Annotated in this window: 12 protein-coding genes; 5 read left to right on the top strand and 7 right to left on the bottom strand. The window is 69.9% G+C overall.

Annotated elements, in window-relative coordinates:
- Window positions 1-80 precede the first annotated feature (80 nt).
- The 3 genes from L1892_RS06695 to L1892_RS06685 all read right to left on the bottom strand — a co-directional run bounded on the left by L1892_RS06695 (window position 81) and on the right by L1892_RS06685 (window position 1543).
- Window positions 81-281 (bottom strand): DUF2613 domain-containing protein, encoded by a 201-nt coding sequence (locus tag L1892_RS06695; RefSeq protein WP_160902062.1) that lies wholly within the window; start codon window positions 279-281, stop codon window positions 81-83.
- Between the two features lie 67 nt (window positions 282-348).
- Window positions 349-837, bottom strand: coding sequence for a hypothetical protein (locus L1892_RS06690; RefSeq protein ID WP_235722806.1), 489 nt, complete (start codon window positions 835-837; stop codon window positions 349-351).
- Window positions 838-973: 136 nt separating this feature from the next.
- Window positions 974-1543, bottom strand: a complete 570-nt coding sequence (locus tag L1892_RS06685; protein WP_235722805.1) for a universal stress protein — start codon at window positions 1541-1543, stop codon at window positions 974-976.
- Between the two features lie 29 nt (window positions 1544-1572).
- Here L1892_RS06685 and L1892_RS06680 point away from each other — a divergent pair, with 29 nt between their 5' ends.
- On the top strand, window positions 1573-2775 hold the full coding sequence (locus L1892_RS06680) for a glycoside hydrolase family 3 N-terminal domain-containing protein (protein WP_235722804.1): 1203 nt from the start codon (window positions 1573-1575) through the stop codon (window positions 2773-2775).
- 68 nt (window positions 2776-2843) lie between these two features.
- Complete coding sequence (locus L1892_RS06675; protein ID WP_235722803.1) at window positions 2844-3323, top strand: hypothetical protein; 480 nt, start codon at window positions 2844-2846, stop codon at window positions 3321-3323.
- On the opposite strand, the gene L1892_RS06670 is transcribed toward L1892_RS06675, so the two are convergent.
- From L1892_RS06670 to L1892_RS06655, 4 genes are all read right to left on the bottom strand, one after another.
- A complete protein-coding gene (locus L1892_RS06670; RefSeq protein WP_235722802.1) occupies window positions 3307-5283 on the bottom strand; it encodes an HNH endonuclease signature motif containing protein in 1977 nt (658 codons plus the stop codon). The two genes, L1892_RS06675 and L1892_RS06670, sit on opposite strands and share 17 nt — an antisense overlap.
- Before the next feature lie 554 nt (window positions 5284-5837).
- Window positions 5838-7316, bottom strand: a complete 1479-nt coding sequence (locus tag L1892_RS06665; protein ID WP_235722801.1) for a dynamin family protein — start codon at window positions 7314-7316, stop codon at window positions 5838-5840.
- Window positions 7316-9154 (bottom strand): dynamin family protein, encoded by a 1839-nt coding sequence (locus L1892_RS06660; RefSeq protein ID WP_372474976.1) that lies wholly within the window; start codon window positions 9152-9154, stop codon window positions 7316-7318. Before L1892_RS06660 ends, L1892_RS06665 begins: the two co-directional genes overlap by 1 nt.
- Before the next feature lie 66 nt (window positions 9155-9220).
- Window positions 9221-12559, bottom strand: coding sequence for an IniB N-terminal domain-containing protein (locus L1892_RS06655; protein ID WP_235722800.1), 3339 nt, complete (start codon window positions 12557-12559; stop codon window positions 9221-9223).
- 210 nt (window positions 12560-12769) lie between these two features.
- On the opposite strand from L1892_RS06655, the gene L1892_RS06650 reads away from it, so the two are divergent.
- The 3 genes from L1892_RS06650 to L1892_RS06640 all read left to right on the top strand — a co-directional run bounded on the left by L1892_RS06650 (window position 12770) and on the right by L1892_RS06640 (window position 17377).
- On the top strand, window positions 12770-14512 hold the full coding sequence (locus L1892_RS06650) for an Hsp70 family protein (protein ID WP_235722799.1): 1743 nt from the start codon (window positions 12770-12772) through the stop codon (window positions 14510-14512).
- A 5-nt stretch (window positions 14513-14517) separates the two neighbouring features.
- Complete coding sequence (locus tag L1892_RS24785) at window positions 14518-16695, top strand: helix-turn-helix transcriptional regulator (protein WP_272492739.1); 2178 nt, start codon at window positions 14518-14520, stop codon at window positions 16693-16695.
- Window positions 16696-16762: 67 nt separating this feature from the next.
- Window positions 16763-17377, top strand: coding sequence for a TetR/AcrR family transcriptional regulator (locus tag L1892_RS06640; protein ID WP_235722798.1), 615 nt, complete (start codon window positions 16763-16765; stop codon window positions 17375-17377).
- Window positions 17378-17578: the final 201 nt, after the last annotated feature.

The raw sequence follows: 17578 nt of genomic DNA, 5'->3' as shown, positions 1-17578 counted from the left end.
GCGGGAGAGGGTGGCGTTCTTGGGCGTCGAGGAGCGAGGTACCGCTGGCGTGATAGGCGTCAGGGAGGGCCGCCCGAAGGTCAGTTGTCGGACCCGGAATCGCCGCGTGAGCCGTAGTCGACCGAGCCCTGCACGAACCCGTTGTTGGGGTTGATGCTGTTCACGTCCGTCGACGGGCTGGTCTCGGTGGACAGGAATCCGCCGAGGAACACCGCCCCGAGACCCACCACGATGCCGGCGACCCCGGCCACGGCGCCGGCGACGAGACGGTTGTTGGTCATGGCGACGAAACTACCATCGACCGGTGATGACGACGGTCACCGTGGTCGCGTGGTTCCGGTGGGCCGGTCAGCGGATCACGATCGATCCGTTGCATGCGATGGCGGGGATCGCCCAGAGTGCGTTGCTGTTGGTCGCGTTCAAGGTGATGTTCACGCGGCCCGTGCCGATCGCGGAGGTGTTGACGACGAAGTTGTGCACACCCTGATACGGCGGGCTGATGTGCGTCGTCGACCGCAGCACGCCGCGCTTGTTGGTGCGGGTGTTGTGCCAGTCGAGGCGGGCGTCGGAGCGGTAGCCGACGCCGATCCAGTAGCTGGTGAAGTCGACGGCGATGTAGGTCTTCCCGGCGTACTGCGCCACGATCGCGCGACTCGGCATGAACGGGACGTCGACGACGTTGGGGCTCAGCCCCAGGCATTGGGTCATCCGGTACTCGGTGGCGGCGGCGGCTTCTCCCGCGGCGGCAGTGGTCAGGCCGACGACCCCGGCGCCGGTGATGGCGACGGCAGCAGCGGCGGCGGCGACACGATGGCGGAGCGACTGGCGCACAGACATGGTTCCTCTTATCGGCGACGACATGGCGTTCACGGATGCGGTGTCCGCTATGGGCGTTACCGCCGGCCGGGCGTGCTTTGTTAGCCACGTCACGGTTTTGTGACCGCCTTGTGATCCCGCGAGGGCTGCGGAGTCACTACGCAGTGACCGGCGGTTGCTTCTCACATTGCGCCGGAACGATGAATACCGGCCGGTGGCAGTGTTTGAGGACCCGCTCGGCGACGCTCGACCGCAGCAGCGCCTTCAAGCCCGACGACCCGCGGGTGCCGGTGACGAGCAGATCCACGGCGAGCGCGTCGGCGGCGGCGACCAACGCTCCCCACACGGTGGACTCGACCTCGACCAGCGAGCCTCTCGCGGCGAGTCCGGCCTCGAGGGCCAGTTGGACGCCGCGGCGGTTGATGGTCTCGGCTTCCTCTTCGAGAGCCTGGTCGACGCCTTCCTCGAGGCGGGTGTCGATGAACGGCTGCATGCCGCCTGAGAGCGTCGACAGGCGGGCCGGGGACAGTTCACCGGGCTGCCACGCGGTGACGACGTACGCGGTCTGTGCGCGGAGGAATCGGCCGGCGTAGCGGATGGCGCGGTCGGCGTTGTCGGAGCCGTCGTAGGCGATCATCAGGGTCTGGCGGGCACCCCGGTCCATACCACCGTTGGTCGGGGCGGACTGGGCGGTGGTGGGTGCGCTCGGGTCGGACCCCACGTCCATTGCCCCAGGTTACATGCCAGACTCGTCGCATGGGCTCATCTACACGAGGTTCCGTTGTGCGTGGCGTGGTGTCGATGATCGCGGTCGCGGTCGTGGCGGTGACGAGCGCCGGGTGTGCGAGCAGCGAACCCGCGGGCGTCACGAGCAGCGCGACGTCGGCATACAGCGCTACGTCGGTGGTGTCGAGTTCGTCGGCCGTGGCCTCGCCGACGCCGGTGGCGTGCGGTGCGGCCGAACTGGATCGGATGACGTTGCGGCAGAAGCTTGCCCAGCTCATGGTCGTCGGCGTGACCGGTACCGCGGACGCGCAGGCGATCGTGGACTCCGAGCAGATCGGCGGGATCTTTGTCGGTAGCTGGACCGACAAGTCGATCCTGACCAGCGGTGCCGCGGCGCGGATGTCGCGGGGAGGGCGAATCCCGTTGATGATCACTGTCGATCAGGAGGGCGGTCGCGTGTCGCGGTTGTCGGAGTTGGGTATCGACAGCCCGTCAGCGCGGGAACTCGCGCAGACCCGAACGCCGGAACAGGTGCGGGAGTTGGCCGCCTCGACCGGACGGCAGTTGAGTGAACTGGGTGTCACCGTCGATTTCGCGCCGGTGGCCGACGTGAGCGATGAGGCCGATGGCGAGGTGATCGGGGATCGCTCGTTCAGCAACGACCCGGCGGTGGTGGCCGAGTACGCGCAGGCCTATGCCGAAGGTTTGGCGTCGGCCGGGATCACCCCGGTGTTCAAGCACTTTCCCGGGCATGGGCACGGTTCAGGTGATTCTCATCTAGGCGTGGTGGTGACGCCGCCGCTGTCGACGCTGGAGACCAGTGATCTGGTGCCGTATCGCACGTTGCTGCAGAATCCGGGGCCGGCTGCGGTGATGATGGGGCATCTGATCGTGCCCGGACTGACCGGGCCGGAGACGCCGTCCAGCATCAGTCCACGCGCGTATGGCATGTTGCGGACCGGAAAGCCTTATGGCGGACCGGCATACAACGGTGTGGTGTTCACCGACGACCTGTCCGGGATGGCGGCGATCAGTGCGCGGTACCCGATCGAGCAGGCTGCTCCGATGGCGATCCGCGCCGGCGCCGATATCGCATTGTGGCTCACGACTGACCGCGTGCCAGCGGTGCTCGATGCACTCGAGCAGCAGGTGGCGTCGCAGCGACTGAGCGAGCAGCGGGTGGATCGTTCGGTGGTGCGCGTGCTGCGATCGAAGGGCGTGCTGACGTGCTGAACGAGCCGCCCGACGAGGGTGCGGCGCGACACGATCAGCCGCCTCGTCCTCGCGTTCAGATCACTCCGATGCGCACCGAACGTCCGGTGCGCGGTCGCGGGGTCGTCGTTGCGGTTGGCCTGTGGGCGGCGGCGATCGTGGTGATCGCGGTGACCGCGGTGTTGGTGGCGTTGCACCTGAACGAGATTCGCGTGGTGTTGTCGCTCGACCTCGCGCGCGACGAGCCGGGCGCGACCGCCGACGAGGTGGTGCGGGCGGTGAACATCGCGCTCGGTGTGGGAGCGGTGCTGATAGGCGTCGTGGTGGTGACGGCGATCTACGGATGCACTCGCCTGTGGCAGGGCGCGGGTTCGGGGCGCGGGTGGCTGGTGGTCGCGGTGATTGCGGCAGTGGCGGTGACGGTCGGTGCAGCGATCGTCATCGGGCCGTCGTCATCTGCGGTTGCCGAGGTGGGGCTACCTGCGCTGTTCCAGTGGCCCCTGCCCGCCGTTGGGTCTGCGATCGGCGCTGTGGCGACGGTGATCGCCTACGTCAGCGCGGGTAGGTGACGATGATCTGTCCGGTGCGGGCGTTGCGCCAGGTGATGGTGCGGTCGGTGTGCATGGTCGGTATCCACGGCCCGTCATGTTTACGGTCGTGGTCGGGTCGGCATAGGGGTGCGAGGTTGAAGGCCACGGTCCAGCCGCCGGCCATCGGGTCGGCATGGCAGAACTTGAGCAGGTGGTCGAGTTCGCATTCCTCGGATGGTCGGCCGCAGTAGGGGTAGCGGCAGCGCCGGTCGAGTTGAATGATCTCCGCGCGTAGGGCGGCTGACGGTCTATAGGTCAGCGCTCCCGGTGGTGGGGTGGCGAACCCGCCGTGCCCGGCGAGGTCGATGGGTGGGGCTGGTGTGCGGTTGCCGAAGATGATCAACCCGCTGGCGGTACGGGTTTCACTGGGGCGCGCGGTGATGGTGCTGGCGTGTGGTGCGATCCGAGCGGCATGGGCGGGATCGATGGCGCCGTAGCCCATCAGGCGGGCCGGGTCGAGACCGGTCGGGTCATGGAGCAGGGTCAGGCCGGGGACGACGAGGTCGGAATCGGAATCGGTGTCCGGGTCGGTATCGGTGTCCTCGGTGTGTTCTGCGTCCGCGGTGAGTTCGACCTCTGCGGCCATGGCGTGTGCGGCGGGTGGTGCGGTGATGAAGTCTCGTCGGGTTTCCGGGGAGGGCGTGACATCCTCAACCTCGTCATCAGCGTCATCGATTCGGGAGTCGGCTTGTCCACTCTCACCATTGTTGTCGGTGTCCGAGTCGATGCCTCTGTCGGTGCCGCTGTCGTCAATGTCGGCGAGGGTGATCGGCTGTTCCTCGGCCGCATCCGGCCCACCGGTCGCGGGTTCGACGGCAGTCTGGCCGGGTGTGCTGGTGTCGACTGATGACTCGCGGACACCGCCGGTGACCGGACTCGGGGTGGTGGCGGGTGCTGGGTTGTTGGTGCGGGTTGGTGTGGCGGGGCAGGTGTCGTCGCCGCAGTGGCAGCGTAGTTTTGCGCCGGGGGCTTTGATGATTTCGGCGAACGCGGCGACGCGTTGGGCTTTGATGCTGCGCCCATCACGGCGACACACCCGTCGTCCGATGAGGGCGCTGATGCGGTCGCGCAGGTGTACGCCGTGTTCGGCGGGGATGCAGGCATCGACGGTCATGTGCCCGAACGCTTCGTTACCGATCGTCACATCCCCGAACAGGTCGGCGATGTCATCGCGCGTCTCGGCGGCTCGATCGGGGTCGAGGCTGATGATGATGGCGTCGAGATCATCTCGCAGGGCGGTGTCGGTGGTGGGTCGGCTGGCCAGATCGAGCACCACATCGTCGAAATCCCACGGCTCATCCTCGTCGGCATCGTCGGCGGCGGGATCGTCGGTGGCGGCGGGGTCGGTCTCGGACGCAGCATCATCGGAGCCGCCATCATCAGTGCCGTCGCCGTCGGAGCCGTCACCGTCGGTGCCGGGATCGAGGTCAGCTTCGGGGTCGTCGAGGTCGAGGGTGAGTTTCTCGTCGACATCCTTGCTGTCGGGTTCGTCGGTGGTTTCGGCGTTGTCGGCGAGTTCGCCGAGTCGTGCTCGCAGATCGCCGGTGGGGCCGGTGGCGGCGCCGCGGATGGCCACACCCAGCCGGTGAGGTCTCAAATCGCCGGCACGGAAGGCGTCACGGATCTTGGGGTGTTCGTCGAGTAGTTCGTCGAGACTGACCCATTCGCCGGCTTGACGTCGGGAAATACCCAACTGCAGTGAGATTTCGCCTTTCGCGGCTTTGTCGGCGGCGTTGCGGACTCGGTTCGGAACGAAATCGTTGTATCCGGCGAGGCGCTCGTTGTAGGTGGATTGCCCGATCTGGCGGGCGATCTGCATCGCGATGGCTTGGGCTTGGTTACTCAGCCGCAACAGGTCGCGTCCGTGTTGCGCCAATTCGTCGATGCTGCTGCCGGCTAGGAGGGCGTCGTCGGCGGCACGGTCGGTGAAGGTGAACACAAGACACTCCTTTCCGGCGACGAGCAGCGGTATCAGGATCGGGATGGTTTGGTGGGGAATCGAACTGCTATCAGACTATCGGGTGGGTCTGACAACTTTGGCGTGTTGCGGGTCGGGTGTGGATGGACTTGTTCGGTGAAGTTGGATTCAGGTTATCGGTGGGGTGTGACAGCTTTTCGTGGGTGAGTGTGGTTGCGTGGGTGGACCCTTCGTGACGCGGACTCGCAAGCTCGGACGCTCCTCAGGGATCGTGAAGTGAGTTATGGACTTCCTCCTCGCGGTGGGAAACGTTGGCGGGTAGTCGGACTGGTATCAGAATATCGGTCAGGTCTGACAACTTCGGGGTGCTGCGGGTAGGGTGTGGACGGACCTGTTCGGTGAGGTGTTGGGTTCAGGATAGCGGTGGGGTGTGACAACTTTTGGTAAGTGAATACGGTTGCGTGGGTGGGCCCCTTCGTGACGCTTCCCTCGCAAGCTCGGTCGCTGCTCAGGGATCAGGGGACGCGGTCTCGCAAGCTCGGTCGCCACTCGTGACCAGGGGCTTCGTTCGTTCCTCAGCGGTGATCGGCGTACGCGTCGAGCTGCGCGACAACACCTTCCGCGCTACGCGTGGCTGTGGCGCATGCGGCGGACGCCTCGGCGGGCAGCAACGGGTGGCGGCCGAGGTTGCGCCACGACTGCGCGGCGTCGACCGCGGCGGCGCGGACCTCCGGCGGGGAGGCGTCGGGATGGAGGCGCAGGCGGGAGGCGGGGTCGACGCCGTGGCCGCCGATCAGGTGGCTCAGCTCGTCGGTCTGATCTTCGGTCAGCGGCAGCCCGCCGGCGCGAATCGTGTTGAGCAGCCGGAGTTCGCGGAAACCGTGGACGTCGGCGAGAGCCTGCCTGACCGATGCGCGCACGTCGGTGGCTGCGGGACTTCCGTTGTGCGACAGCACATGGTCGAGGGCCACCAGCACCGAATGTGCCTTGAGCTGGTCCGCTCGTTGACCGAACTGGATGTCGATGACGTCACTGAGCTCGGCGAGGCCACTCCGGGTGATCATCTCCGAGGCGAGTTGCGTCGAGGTGGTGACGCCGAAGCGGATCAGCGTCACCCCCAGCCGTATCCCGAACACCCCGAATCGCTCGGCGAGCGCTCGGCGCGACGCAGCGTCGATGTGGGGGAGTAGGTCTGGTCGTTGGAAGCGGTCTACGCTGAGCAGCGCGGACTCGAGGTCGGCCGGCGCGACCGCAGCCAGCTCCATCAGCGTGCGGAACTCCGCCTCGCGCATCGTGCGTGCACCCAAGGCCACCAAACCCGCGACCGGAACCACGGCCTGGCACAAGCCGGTCCGCGACAGTTCGGTCGCGAATCGACCAGCGATCTGCTCGGCAGAGATCATCGCATCCATCCGGCCGGCGCCGAGCTCATCGGCGCGGGACACGACACCGATCACGCCGAGGGGCCCAGACCCGCCGCCGATCGATGCGGCGATGCGGCGCAACATGTCGGTGTCGGTGGCCGACAGTGAACGCATCAGATAGACGACCGCATCGACGCCGGACTGTCCGTCGTCGGGCGTGAGCAGCGACAACGTCGAGGCCGACAACTCGGTGGACAACGACGCCGTGCCCGGGGTGTCGACGATGGTGCGGGTGTGCAGTGCGCGCGAAGGCCATTCGACGTCGAGGTGGTCGACGTCGTCGGCGGTCAACGTACCGAAGTCGAAACCGAGCCGCCCGGCAGTGCGAGTGACCGGGATCGACATCGATCGACCGTCGACAGCCCGCGCGGACACCGACGCCACCTGGCCGCGCCGGTACCACGTGACCACACGCGTGCACTCGGTGGCATCTGTCGGCGCGATATCCTGCCCGACAAGCGCATTGAGCAACGTCGACTTTCCGGCTTTCAGGGAGCCGGCCAACGCGATGCGGACCGGCTCGGACAGTCGTTGCGCGCATCTGTCGACCGCTGCGGTCGCCGCTGCGTCGCCCGTCACCGCCGCGCGTGCCGCCGAGATGAACTCGGCGGCCTGATCGACACCGGTCATCACGCCGTCACCGCGAGGGATTCCAGACGGTCTGCGGCGCGGCGCAGCGCCGCGACGTCCGACAGTGACGATTCCACCGCGGCAGCCCGTTGCGTGCGTTGCGTATCGGCGAGTGAGGCGGCGGACTGCGCTGCGCTCAGCGACTCGGCGATCGAACGTGAGGTCTGTTCGGCGACGGTGGTGAAATGATCGCGCAACACTCGCTGGATCACCCGCAGACGATCGCGTGATTCCTTGCCGACCTGGAAGCTGACGTCGTCGGTGAACGCCCGCACCGCGTTCTTGGCCTTGGCGCGCCGTTCGACGATGCGTGCCTGCTTGTCGTCGCGATAGGCTTTGCTGCCCAGCAATACTCCGGCGCCGACGGACACCGGGTTGATCAACGCCATGCCCATCATCGTGGAGATGAGACCGAACATCAGGACGCCGCCGTACGACCCGCGCATCCCCACCAGCAGCTTCTGGCTCAGTCCGGTTTTCTGTGCATCCAGCGCGGCCAGTTCGGCCACCGAGTCGAATACCCCGTCCAGATCGGCAATGTCGATGGCGGGCAGCGATTCGTCGCCGGATTCGGCGAAGTGTGCGGCCACCCGCTGCGCGAGCCACACCGATCGCTCGTGCGCCCAGACGAAATTGTCGCCCACCACCGCCGCGGTCTGATCGGCCAGCCACTCGGCGAACCGATCCCAGTCGGTGCCCGGATCGCCGTCGTCGATGGCCCGCTCGGCTTCCCGGGTCACCGCGCGTAAACGATCACGCAGGTCGTGGTCGATGTCCGCGGCGAGATCACCGATCCCGTCGGCGAGCGTCTGCTGCCACTGCGCGGTGCGGCGACGCATGGTCTCCGCGTGGTCTTTGGCCTCCTGTAAACCCGATACGGCGCGGCGCGCGGTATCCGGATCACGTAGCCCCGCCAGTTCGCTGCCGTAGGTCAACGCCAAATGCTCGGACACCACCCGCAGATCGTTGGCGACGGTCGCCCGGGTGGCCTGCTGGGCGTTGGCGACCACGCTGCCACGCAGGTAGCGGTACAGGTCGACGAATCCGGCCTCGGTGTTGAGTTGCTCGTCCTGCAGGCGCAACGCGTGAATCCGCAGCGCCGACGACACCGGCAGCACCGGGATGTCGATGCCCGCGGTGCGCAGGTGCGCGCGGTCGGCATCGGCGATCGCCCGCCACTGCGGGTAGAGGTCGGTCTTGGTGAGCAGACACGCCACGGTCGGACACAACTCGGTGACCTGCTGTAGGAAGCGCATCTCCGGGGCGGTGAACTCCTGGCTGGCGTCGGAGACGAAGAGCACCGCATCCGCGGTCGCCACCATTCCCAATGTGGTTGCCGCGTAGGGGTGCCCGTGCCCGCCGACGCCCGGCGTGTCCACCACGACGAGTCCGTCGGCGAGCAACGGTCCCGGTGCGTCGACCTCCAGCCGCGCCACCTCCCGACCCTCGGCGAGATCGGTGGCCGGGGTGATGGAGGTGATCTGATCCAGCGGGACCGGTACCCGGTCCTCGGCCGCGCCGCCGACCACGAGGTGCGCAACCGGTTGCGCGGCATGGCCGATCACGGTCGGCACCGCCGTCGTCTCGTCGTCGCCGACCGAGCAGACCTCGAGATTCAACAGCGCATTGACGAACTGGCTCTTACCCTGCTTGAGCTGGCCGACGACGACGATCCGCAGGCGAGGATCGGTCAGTCGTGTCCGCGCCCCGGACAGCCGGGTGACCAGGTCACCGCGCCCGGCCTCCTCCGCGAGGCCGACCATGCGGTCGAGCAACTCGGGGAGGGCGGACGTGGTGCCCGCGGGAGCGTCTCCCGGAGCGGGTGTGCTGTCGGTCATGGTGCTCTCACGGTAACGGGGTCGGACGGAACGCGGCGACGGTGCGTGTCGCGGGATGGCGTGGGATCAGTTGCCGAGCAACCCGTCGTGGTCGGACGTATCCGTGTCGGTCACGCCCGCATCTGTGTCTCCGCCGAGTCCACCGGACAGCCCGCTGGTCAGTCCGCCGGTGAGTCCGCCGGACAGATCCGAGGTCAACCCGGATGCGGTGTCGACGGTTCCGGACAGCGCGCCATCCGCGGCGCTCGTAGCCGAACCGGTCAGCGAACTGTCGGCGTCGGCACCGCCCGATGCCTCCGCTCCACCGGCCGCCGAGGCCGACGCGTCGGCCGAGCCGTCCGCTCCACCGGCCGCCGAGGCCGACGCGTCGGCCGAGCCGTCCGCACCACCGCTCAGCGAGGCCGCGGGGCCTCCGAGCGCCGCATCCAGGCCGCCACCGACGGTGCTGTCGAGTCCGCCGGTCACCTGGCCCGCCGCATCCAGCCCGCCGCCGACCGTGCTGTCGAGTCCACCCGTGACCTGACCCGCGGCATCGGTGACACCGCCGACGTCGAGTCCGCCGTCTGCGGAACCGCCCGGCAGATCCAGGCCACTCTGCAAACCGAGACCGTCGGTCAGGCCGGTGCCCCCGGTCAGGGCGCCACCGAGTTCGCCGCCGCCGGATGCCGAGCCGTCACCGGACAGACCCAGATCGACGCCGGCGCCCTGCACGGTCTGGTCCACCGCGCCGGCAGCCGAACCGGCCAGACCGGCACCACCGGCCAGCCCCGAGTCGCTGTCCAGACCCAGCCCGCTGTCCAGACCCAGCCCGCTGTCCAGACCCAGCCCGCTGTCCAGACCCAGCCCACTGGTGAGCCCGAGTCCGCTGTCCAGACCGCCGGTGAGGGCCCCTGTGACGCCGGAGTCGCCGGTCAGCGACAGGTCGTCGCCGAGGAGTCCGGTCGATGCCAGCGAGCCGCCGACCGAGAGCGGTCCGGTCGCCGACAACCCGGTGTCGGTGAGTGCGAGCGTCGGGTTCGCGATCGCATCGATCTCACCGGTCACCAATCCGCCCAGACCGCCGACGGAGTGCAGGCTCGAGTCGAGGGTGGCGGTGATGCCGTCGGCGGCCGAGGCGTCGAGGTCCAGTGCGGTACCCAGTGTCGAGGTGACCGCGGTGGTGAGGTCGGTGCCGGCGTTGAGTTGCCCGGTCAACTCCGAACCCAGATCCCCCGAGTACGCCGCACCGAGCACCGCCCCCAACGAACCGCCGAGCCCTGCGGCCACCTCACCGCCGGCGCCGAGCGCCGACGACAGTGCCCCTCCGAGCTCGGCCGTGGTGCCGGTGAAGACCTCCCCGCCCAACGCGCCGGACAGCGAGCCGCCGAGCGCGGCGTCCAGCGAGCTGCCGAGGTTGGTGACGAGTGCGCCGTCGACGCCGAGTGCGGTGCCCAGGTCGGCGGCGAGGAGCTGTCCGATGCTGACGCCGGATGCGGCCGACAGCAGGCCGTCGACGCCGACGGCGCCGTCCAGCATGCCGCCCAGGGAGGTTCCCAAGGCGGCGGCGATGTCGCCACCGGCACCGCCGACCGCGGCGAGCCCCGCCGACAGATCGCCGGTGAGGCCACCGTCGAGCAGACCCGTCAGGTCCGCGCCGATTACGCCGCCGGCGCCGAGCGCGCCCGCCAGCGCGCCGCCGAGGTCGGCGCCCACCTCGCCGCCGGCGCCCAGCGCCCCGGACAGCACGGTCGACAGCGAGGTGTCCAGCCCGGCACCCGCGTTGAGGAGCCCGTCGAGGGCGGCGCCCGCGGAGAGTCCGTCGAGTTCCAGGCCACCGTCGAGCGCGATGCCCAACGCCCCGCCGAGAGCGGCACCCAGGTCGGCGGCGACGTCGCCACCCGCGGCCAGCGTCGACGACAAGGCGCCCCCGATGGCCCCTTCGAGGTCACCACCTGCGGAGATGACCGAATCGAGGCCGGCGCCGAGCGCGGCGTCGAGGGCAGCCGACAATCCGGCCTCCGCGCCGCCGCCGACCCCGAGCACGGCGGCGACGGCACCACCCATCACCGCACCGAGGCCGGCGCCGCCGGTCAACGCGATCCCGCCGACGGCCGCCGCGCTTGCCGACAGCACCGCGGTGACCGCGGTACCCAGTTCGGCGGCGACCGCGCCGCCGGCACCGAGTCCGGCGGCCAACCCACCGCTGAGGGTGGCGCCCAGCTCACCGGACAGTTCGCTGATGGCCTGCGCGTCGAGCAGTCCGCTCAGCGCGGCTTCCACACCACCGGCCGCGGCCAGGGTCCCGGCGAATGCGGCCGAGAGTTCGGAGGCCAGCGCGGCGTCGAGGCCCAACGCTCCGGACAACACCGCGGAGACTGCGCCACCGGCGCCGAGCCCCGCCGACAATGCGGTTGCCAGTTCGGCACCGAGTCCGGCGCCCGCGCCGATCCCGGCGCCCACCAGGCCGCCGAGGGTCGCGCCGAATGCGCCGGCGGCCGCACCGCCGAGTTCCAGACCGGCACTCAACGCCCCGGACAGTCCGCCACTCACGGCACCGGCCAGACCGCCGCCCGCTTCGAGCGCGGCATCCAGTGCGGTGGCGAACTGGCCGACGAGTGCGCCCTCGGCCCCCAGCGCTGCAGACAGCGCCGCCGCAGCCTGCCCGCCGATACCCGCCGCCGCCGACATCCCGCCGGCGAGCATGGTGTCCAGCGCCGCACCGATGGTGCCGCCGAACTGGGCGGCCACCGTACCGCCCGCCGCCAGCCCGGCCGACAGGGTGGCGCCCAGCATCACCGCGAGTTGTCCGGCGAGGTCGAGATCGCCGAACGCGATGCCGCCCAGATCCAGATCGCTCACCTGGAATCCGGACAGGTCGATCGCGCCGAGCCCGATGCCACCGAGCGCCGACCCGAAGTCGATGTCACCGACGGTGAAGGATCCGAGGTCGAAACCTCCCAACCCGAAACCGAGACCGCCGAGATCGACACCGCCCATCGAGCCGCCGCCGAGTCCGATGTCGCCGGTCCCGACACCGCCCAGGCCGACCCCGCCCCCACCGGCAGCGCCACCGCCGATGCCCACCCCTCCGAGGGCACCGCCGGCAGCTCCGCCACCGAATCCGGCCCCGCCGCCCAGCGCTGCGCCGGCGCCGGTGATCGCCCCGATGCCGGCACCCGCCGACACCAGACCGGCGTCGGCGATGAGCGGCGCGGCGGCCGAGATGTCAGCCGGAGTCACCCCGTGCAGGCCGGCCGCGTCGAGCGAGGCCTGCGGGTTGCGGCAGTACGCGGCAATCGATTCGTCGTCGCGCAGCAGGCCGAGAATGAAGTCGAGTACGGCGTTGGTGGCCATCAGGATCGTCCCCTCGTCGGACGAGACCAAGGTGATCTCGTGTCGTGAATCCGACGGTAGGGACACCGTCACCGGCGCCGCATCGGGGAAAATCCCGGGTTCTTCGGCGGGCCCCGGGGCACCCTCGGGGTTTTGTCCCCATTCTCTGCCTAGAGCTAACGAAAGGCCCTCTGAGCGCGACACACTCAGCAAGCGCACCGTTGGAGACCAGGGCCATCACCGGCAACGGGTGATGTCGGAACTGTCGACTCCGATCCGGGTGCGAGGACAGGAGTGTGGGTGATGACCCTCGGAATCGGTGTCAAGATCGGCGCCGACACGTGCGTGGCGACGGTGGCGACCGACGCCGCGTGGGAAGCGACGATCACGCGTGAGACGACCCGACTCGTCGGCCGCGACGATTTCCTCGATCGGGTCGGTGACCCCGTCGCGCTCGTGGACGCCGACGGCGACCCGATCGCTGCCGCGGACCTGTTCGCCGACGCGGTTGTCGCCATGGTGCAGGCGGTGGCCGACGAGGTCGCCGACGTGTCGTCAGCGCGGCTGGCGATCGCCCACCCCGACAGCTGGAGCGCCGATGCGCTCGACGCGGCGCGCCGCAGCGTCGACGACCGCCTGGGGCCGACCGGCGTGGAGTTGGGCTGGCAGCCCACCTCCGCCGCCGTGGTCGCCGCCGCCGAGCATGCACACGGATCGTTCGCCGACGATTCGGTGGTGGTGTGCCACGATCTGGGCGCCTCGGCGGTGACGGTGTCGGTGGTCCGGGCCGGCGACGATCCCGAGGTGATCGGGCAGCCGCTGATGTCGTCGGCGGTCAGCGGTCGCGAGTTCGACCGGCTGCTGCTCGCCGAGGTGCTCGAGGTGACCGGCGCCGCGTCGGCGCTCGGCGCGGCGGCCACCACCATGGCCGATCCGACGGTGCTCGACGACCTGGAACGTCTGCGCGCGGACTGCCGCGCCGCGAAAGAGACGCTGTCGGTGGACACCGACACCGTCGTCGACGTCGCGGTCGCCTCGGTGCACACCGAGGCCCGGCTGGTGCGCGAGGACGTCGAGAATCTGTTGCGCGCCCCGATCCTGGAATCGGCCGCGCTGATCCGTGAGGCACTCATCGCCGCCGACGTCGAGCCCACCCAGGTGAGCGCGATCGTCGCGACCGGCGGTGGTGCGGCGATCCCACTTGTGGCCGAACTGCTCTCGACCGCCGCGCGAGCCTCCGTGGTGGTGGACCCGGACCCGATCACCGCCCCGGCAGCCGGGGCCATCCTGTTGGAATCCCGCGTGTCGGCCGCGTCCACCGCCATCCTGCCGGTCGACGCCGCCGCGACCGCGGTGCAACCCACCGAACCGCCGGTGCGCGGCATCATCCCGGCGCCGGCACTGCCGGTCGGCGAACCCGAACCCCGGCTCAGTCGCCGTCGACGAGGCACGTTGGTGGCCGTCGGCACCGCGGTGCTGGCCGTCATCACCGCTACCGGGCTGTCGGTGGGTACCGGCCTCGTCGGGCATTCGGAACCGGCCACACCCGCGCCGGCCGGGGCCGCGGTCACCGAGGGACCCTCGAGTCGGACATCACCGGCCGGCGGCACGGCCGGGCTGCAGGCCGAACAACTCGAGAGTCGCAACGGTGCGTCGGGTGCCACCACGACGGCGCCGGGGACCACCGCGGCCGATCAGCCGGGCACGCCCACCGCGCCGGGCACTCAGGCGCCGGGCACGCAGGCCCCTCGAACCCAGGCTCCGGGCACTCAAGTGCCCGGTACCCAGGCCCCGGGCACTCAGACCCCTGGCACCCAGGCTCCGGGGACCGGTTCTCCGGGCACTCAGAATCCCAGCCCCAACCCTCCGGCGCCGAGCCCGCCGCCGGAGTTCCCGGCGGACTCGGGTAACGGTGGCGGTTCCGGCGGTGGCGGTAATGGCGGTGGCTCCGGCGGTGGCGGGTTGACCCAGCTGCCCGGCGAGATCGTCGGCGGCGCCGGCGACACCGTGTGCGGTGTCACCGACCTGCTGTGCCTCGGCCGGTAGCGCCGATGTCGGTGGAGACGGCAGATGCGGCACACCGGCGGTCGGCGACCGCGGCCCGCGATTGGATCGACGACGTCGTCGAACGGCTCGGTAGCGGTGCCGGAGACTGTGCGCTCATCGTCGGTCCGCCCGGCACCGGCCGATCAGGACTGCTGGCGACGGTCGAGCACCGCCTGCGGGACGCGGGCGCGCACGTCGTGGTGGGACCGGCTGGAGCGTCGACGAGCGCCGGCACACGCCCGGTGGTGATCGCCGACGACCTGCACACCTGGCCGAGCGACGTGGTGGCCGACCTCGCCGCACGCCTCGAGCGCGGACAGATCGCTCTGGTCGGCGCCACCCAGAAACGTCGCCGCGGCCGAGAGCTCCCCGCCCTCATCGCTCGGGGCCGACGCAGCGGGATGGAACTCGAACGACCCGCGATGTCCACCGGCGACGTGATCGACCGGGCCGTCGAACTCGGCGTGTCCCTCACCCCGACCGAGGCCTCCCACATCCGTCGACGGTGCTGCGGCGCGAGCGCCCTGATCGACGTCGCGCTCGAGGCCGTGCGTGGCGAGGACATCGAGGACCCCGATGCGCTCACCGAACTCGACCCGGTCGCCGTCGCGACCCGCATCGCCCGCGACTGGCATCACCAGCTGCTCGGTGACCTCGACGACGACGCGCTCGACGTGCTGGCGGTGGCCGCTGTGGGCGCCGCACTCGATCCACACTCGGTGTCGACGATCCTGGAGCTCGAACCGCGCGATGCCGGGGATGCCGTCGACCGTGCCCGCGGCACCGGCCTGCTGGGGGCCTGTGACCGGCCACTGCCCGAACTGATCGACACGCTGCGGGCCGTCGTCGGCGAGGTGCGCCTCGGTGTGCTGCGCCGACGGGTCGCGCAGACCGTCCTGGACACCGGCAACCTGACCGCCGACGATGCGGTCCGCGCGGTGGAGGCCGGCCTCACCGGCACGGTCATCGTCGACACTCTGCGTGCGGCCGCTGACGAGGCGCCACCCGAGCGTGCCGCGGCGCTGTTGGTGACCGCCGAACGGGGTGGGGGAGCGCCGACGATGCTGCGTCCGCATCGCGCGCGACTGATCCTCGACACCGGCGACGTGGTCGGGGCGGCCGCGTTGCTCGACGAGGTGCTGCAGTCCGGCTGCGAGCCGGGGCCGGAGGTTGCCGACACCGTCGCCGTGGCCGCCGAGGTCGCCACCGCGGCCGGGCGTCCGGGCCATGCCGCCGAGCTGTTCGGTTGGTTGGGTACCGAGCACCTCGGAGTGCATCGCGCCGCTGCGGTGACCGCGCTGCTCGGCGTCGGCGACCGGGGCGGGGCCGACACCGTGCGCGCCGCCGGCACCGGACCACCGTCGACGCTGCGGCATGCCGAGGACACCGTCATCGGCTATCTGCTCGACGCAGGCGACGGGGGCACTTCCTGCGACGCGGTGATCGCGGCCTGGTCGGCGGTCGGGGATGCCGAGTCGCTGCGGCCGTGCGTGTGGCCGGTGTTCGCGCTGGCCCTCTGCCGCGGCGAACTCGACGGTGCGCGAGCACTGGTCGAGGGTGTCGAGGCCGTGTCGCCCGGCGACCGCGACGTGCTGCGGTCATGGCTGTCGGTGCTGGCCGACGGCACCGATGGGTCGGCCGCGCACCTCGACGACCTGACACCGGCGACCCGGCTGCGGGCGGTCGTCGCGGGACTCGGCGCCGCGCGTCGGGCCGATGATCGCGATGCGCTCGCCTCGCGGTGGCAGCGGGTGGCGCCGTCGGTGTCGACGATGCAGGTGAGTCTGCACGACCTGATCGTCGTCGACGAATGCCGGCGCAGTGCCGCCCGCCTCGACGACGCCGACCGATTGCACCGCCAGTGTGCTGCGATCGACGATCTACTGGGCGCGCTCGGCTCCGGCACGGCGTGGCATCGTGCCTGGCAGTGGAGCGAGACATCCATGCCCGGGGTGCCGGCCGCGGTGTCGGCGCCGGCCCCCGTCGTCGACGGTCCGCTCACCGAGCGAGAAGCCGAAGTTGCGCGTGAGCTGCTGGCGGGATACACCTACCGGGAGATCGGTGAGCGTCTGTTCATCTCGGCGAAGACCGTCGAGCATCATGTCGCCAACATCCGGAGGCGGCTCGACGCAGGTTCCCGCTCGGAACTCCTGGCCGCAATTCGCGAGGTCGGCTACCGCTGAACTTACCCCCGGGTAAGATGGTCCGAACGCGTCGACGCGCGATCTGGGCTAGTGGTGAGGAGTGGTGATGGCCGGCGGTACCAAGCGGTTGCCCCGTGCGGTGCGGGAACAGCAGATGCTCGATGCCGCGGTCAAGGTGTTCTCCGAGAACGGCTACCGCGAGGCGTCGATGGATTCCATCGCCGCCGAGGCGGAGATCAGTAAGCCGATGCTGTACCTGTACTACGGATCCAAGGACGAGCTGTTCAGCGCCTGCATCGAACGCGAATCCACTCGCTTCATCGAGGCCATGAGCGTCGGCTTCGACCCGTCGCTGCGCCAGCGCGAACAGGCCTACACCGTCGTCAAGGAATTCCTGCGCTTCGTCGACGAGCACCGGCAGTCGTGGAAGGTGCTCTACCGCGTCGCCGTCGGCACTCAGACGTTCTCGCATTTTGTCGTCGACAGCCGCAAACGCGTCACCGAAATGGTCACCGAACTCATCCGCACCGGCACCACCGTCGAGGGTGCCCGCGACATCGACTTCGAACTCACCGCCGTCGCCCTGGTTGGTGCCGGTGAGGCTGTCGCCGACCGCATCACCGAAGGCGACGTGGACCTCGAGACCGCCACCGACCTACTCGTCGGCATCACCTGGCGCGGTCTGAAGGGGGTCGGCACCGCCGACGTCGGCGTCGACTAAGGCCGCACAGTTCCGCCCTCGGCGTACGCCGAGAGAACCCTGTTTCGCGTCGAGAGAACCCCGAGTTGCGCCGAGAGAACCGGCGGATTCAACCGGTCGCTGCAACAGGATCGGACGGGTCTGATCGTAGTAGCTCGTCGAGTTTGGCGGCGGGCGTGAGCCAGCCGTGTCGTTTGCGGGGTCGGGCGTTGAGTTCTGCGG

The sequence above is a fragment of the Gordonia tangerina genome (genome assembly GCF_021556435.1).
GTDB lineage: Bacteria > Actinomycetota > Actinomycetes > Mycobacteriales > Mycobacteriaceae > Gordonia > Gordonia tangerina.
Note: the sequence above shows the minus strand (reverse complement) of the source record. Positions and strands in the feature narration are given on the sequence as shown.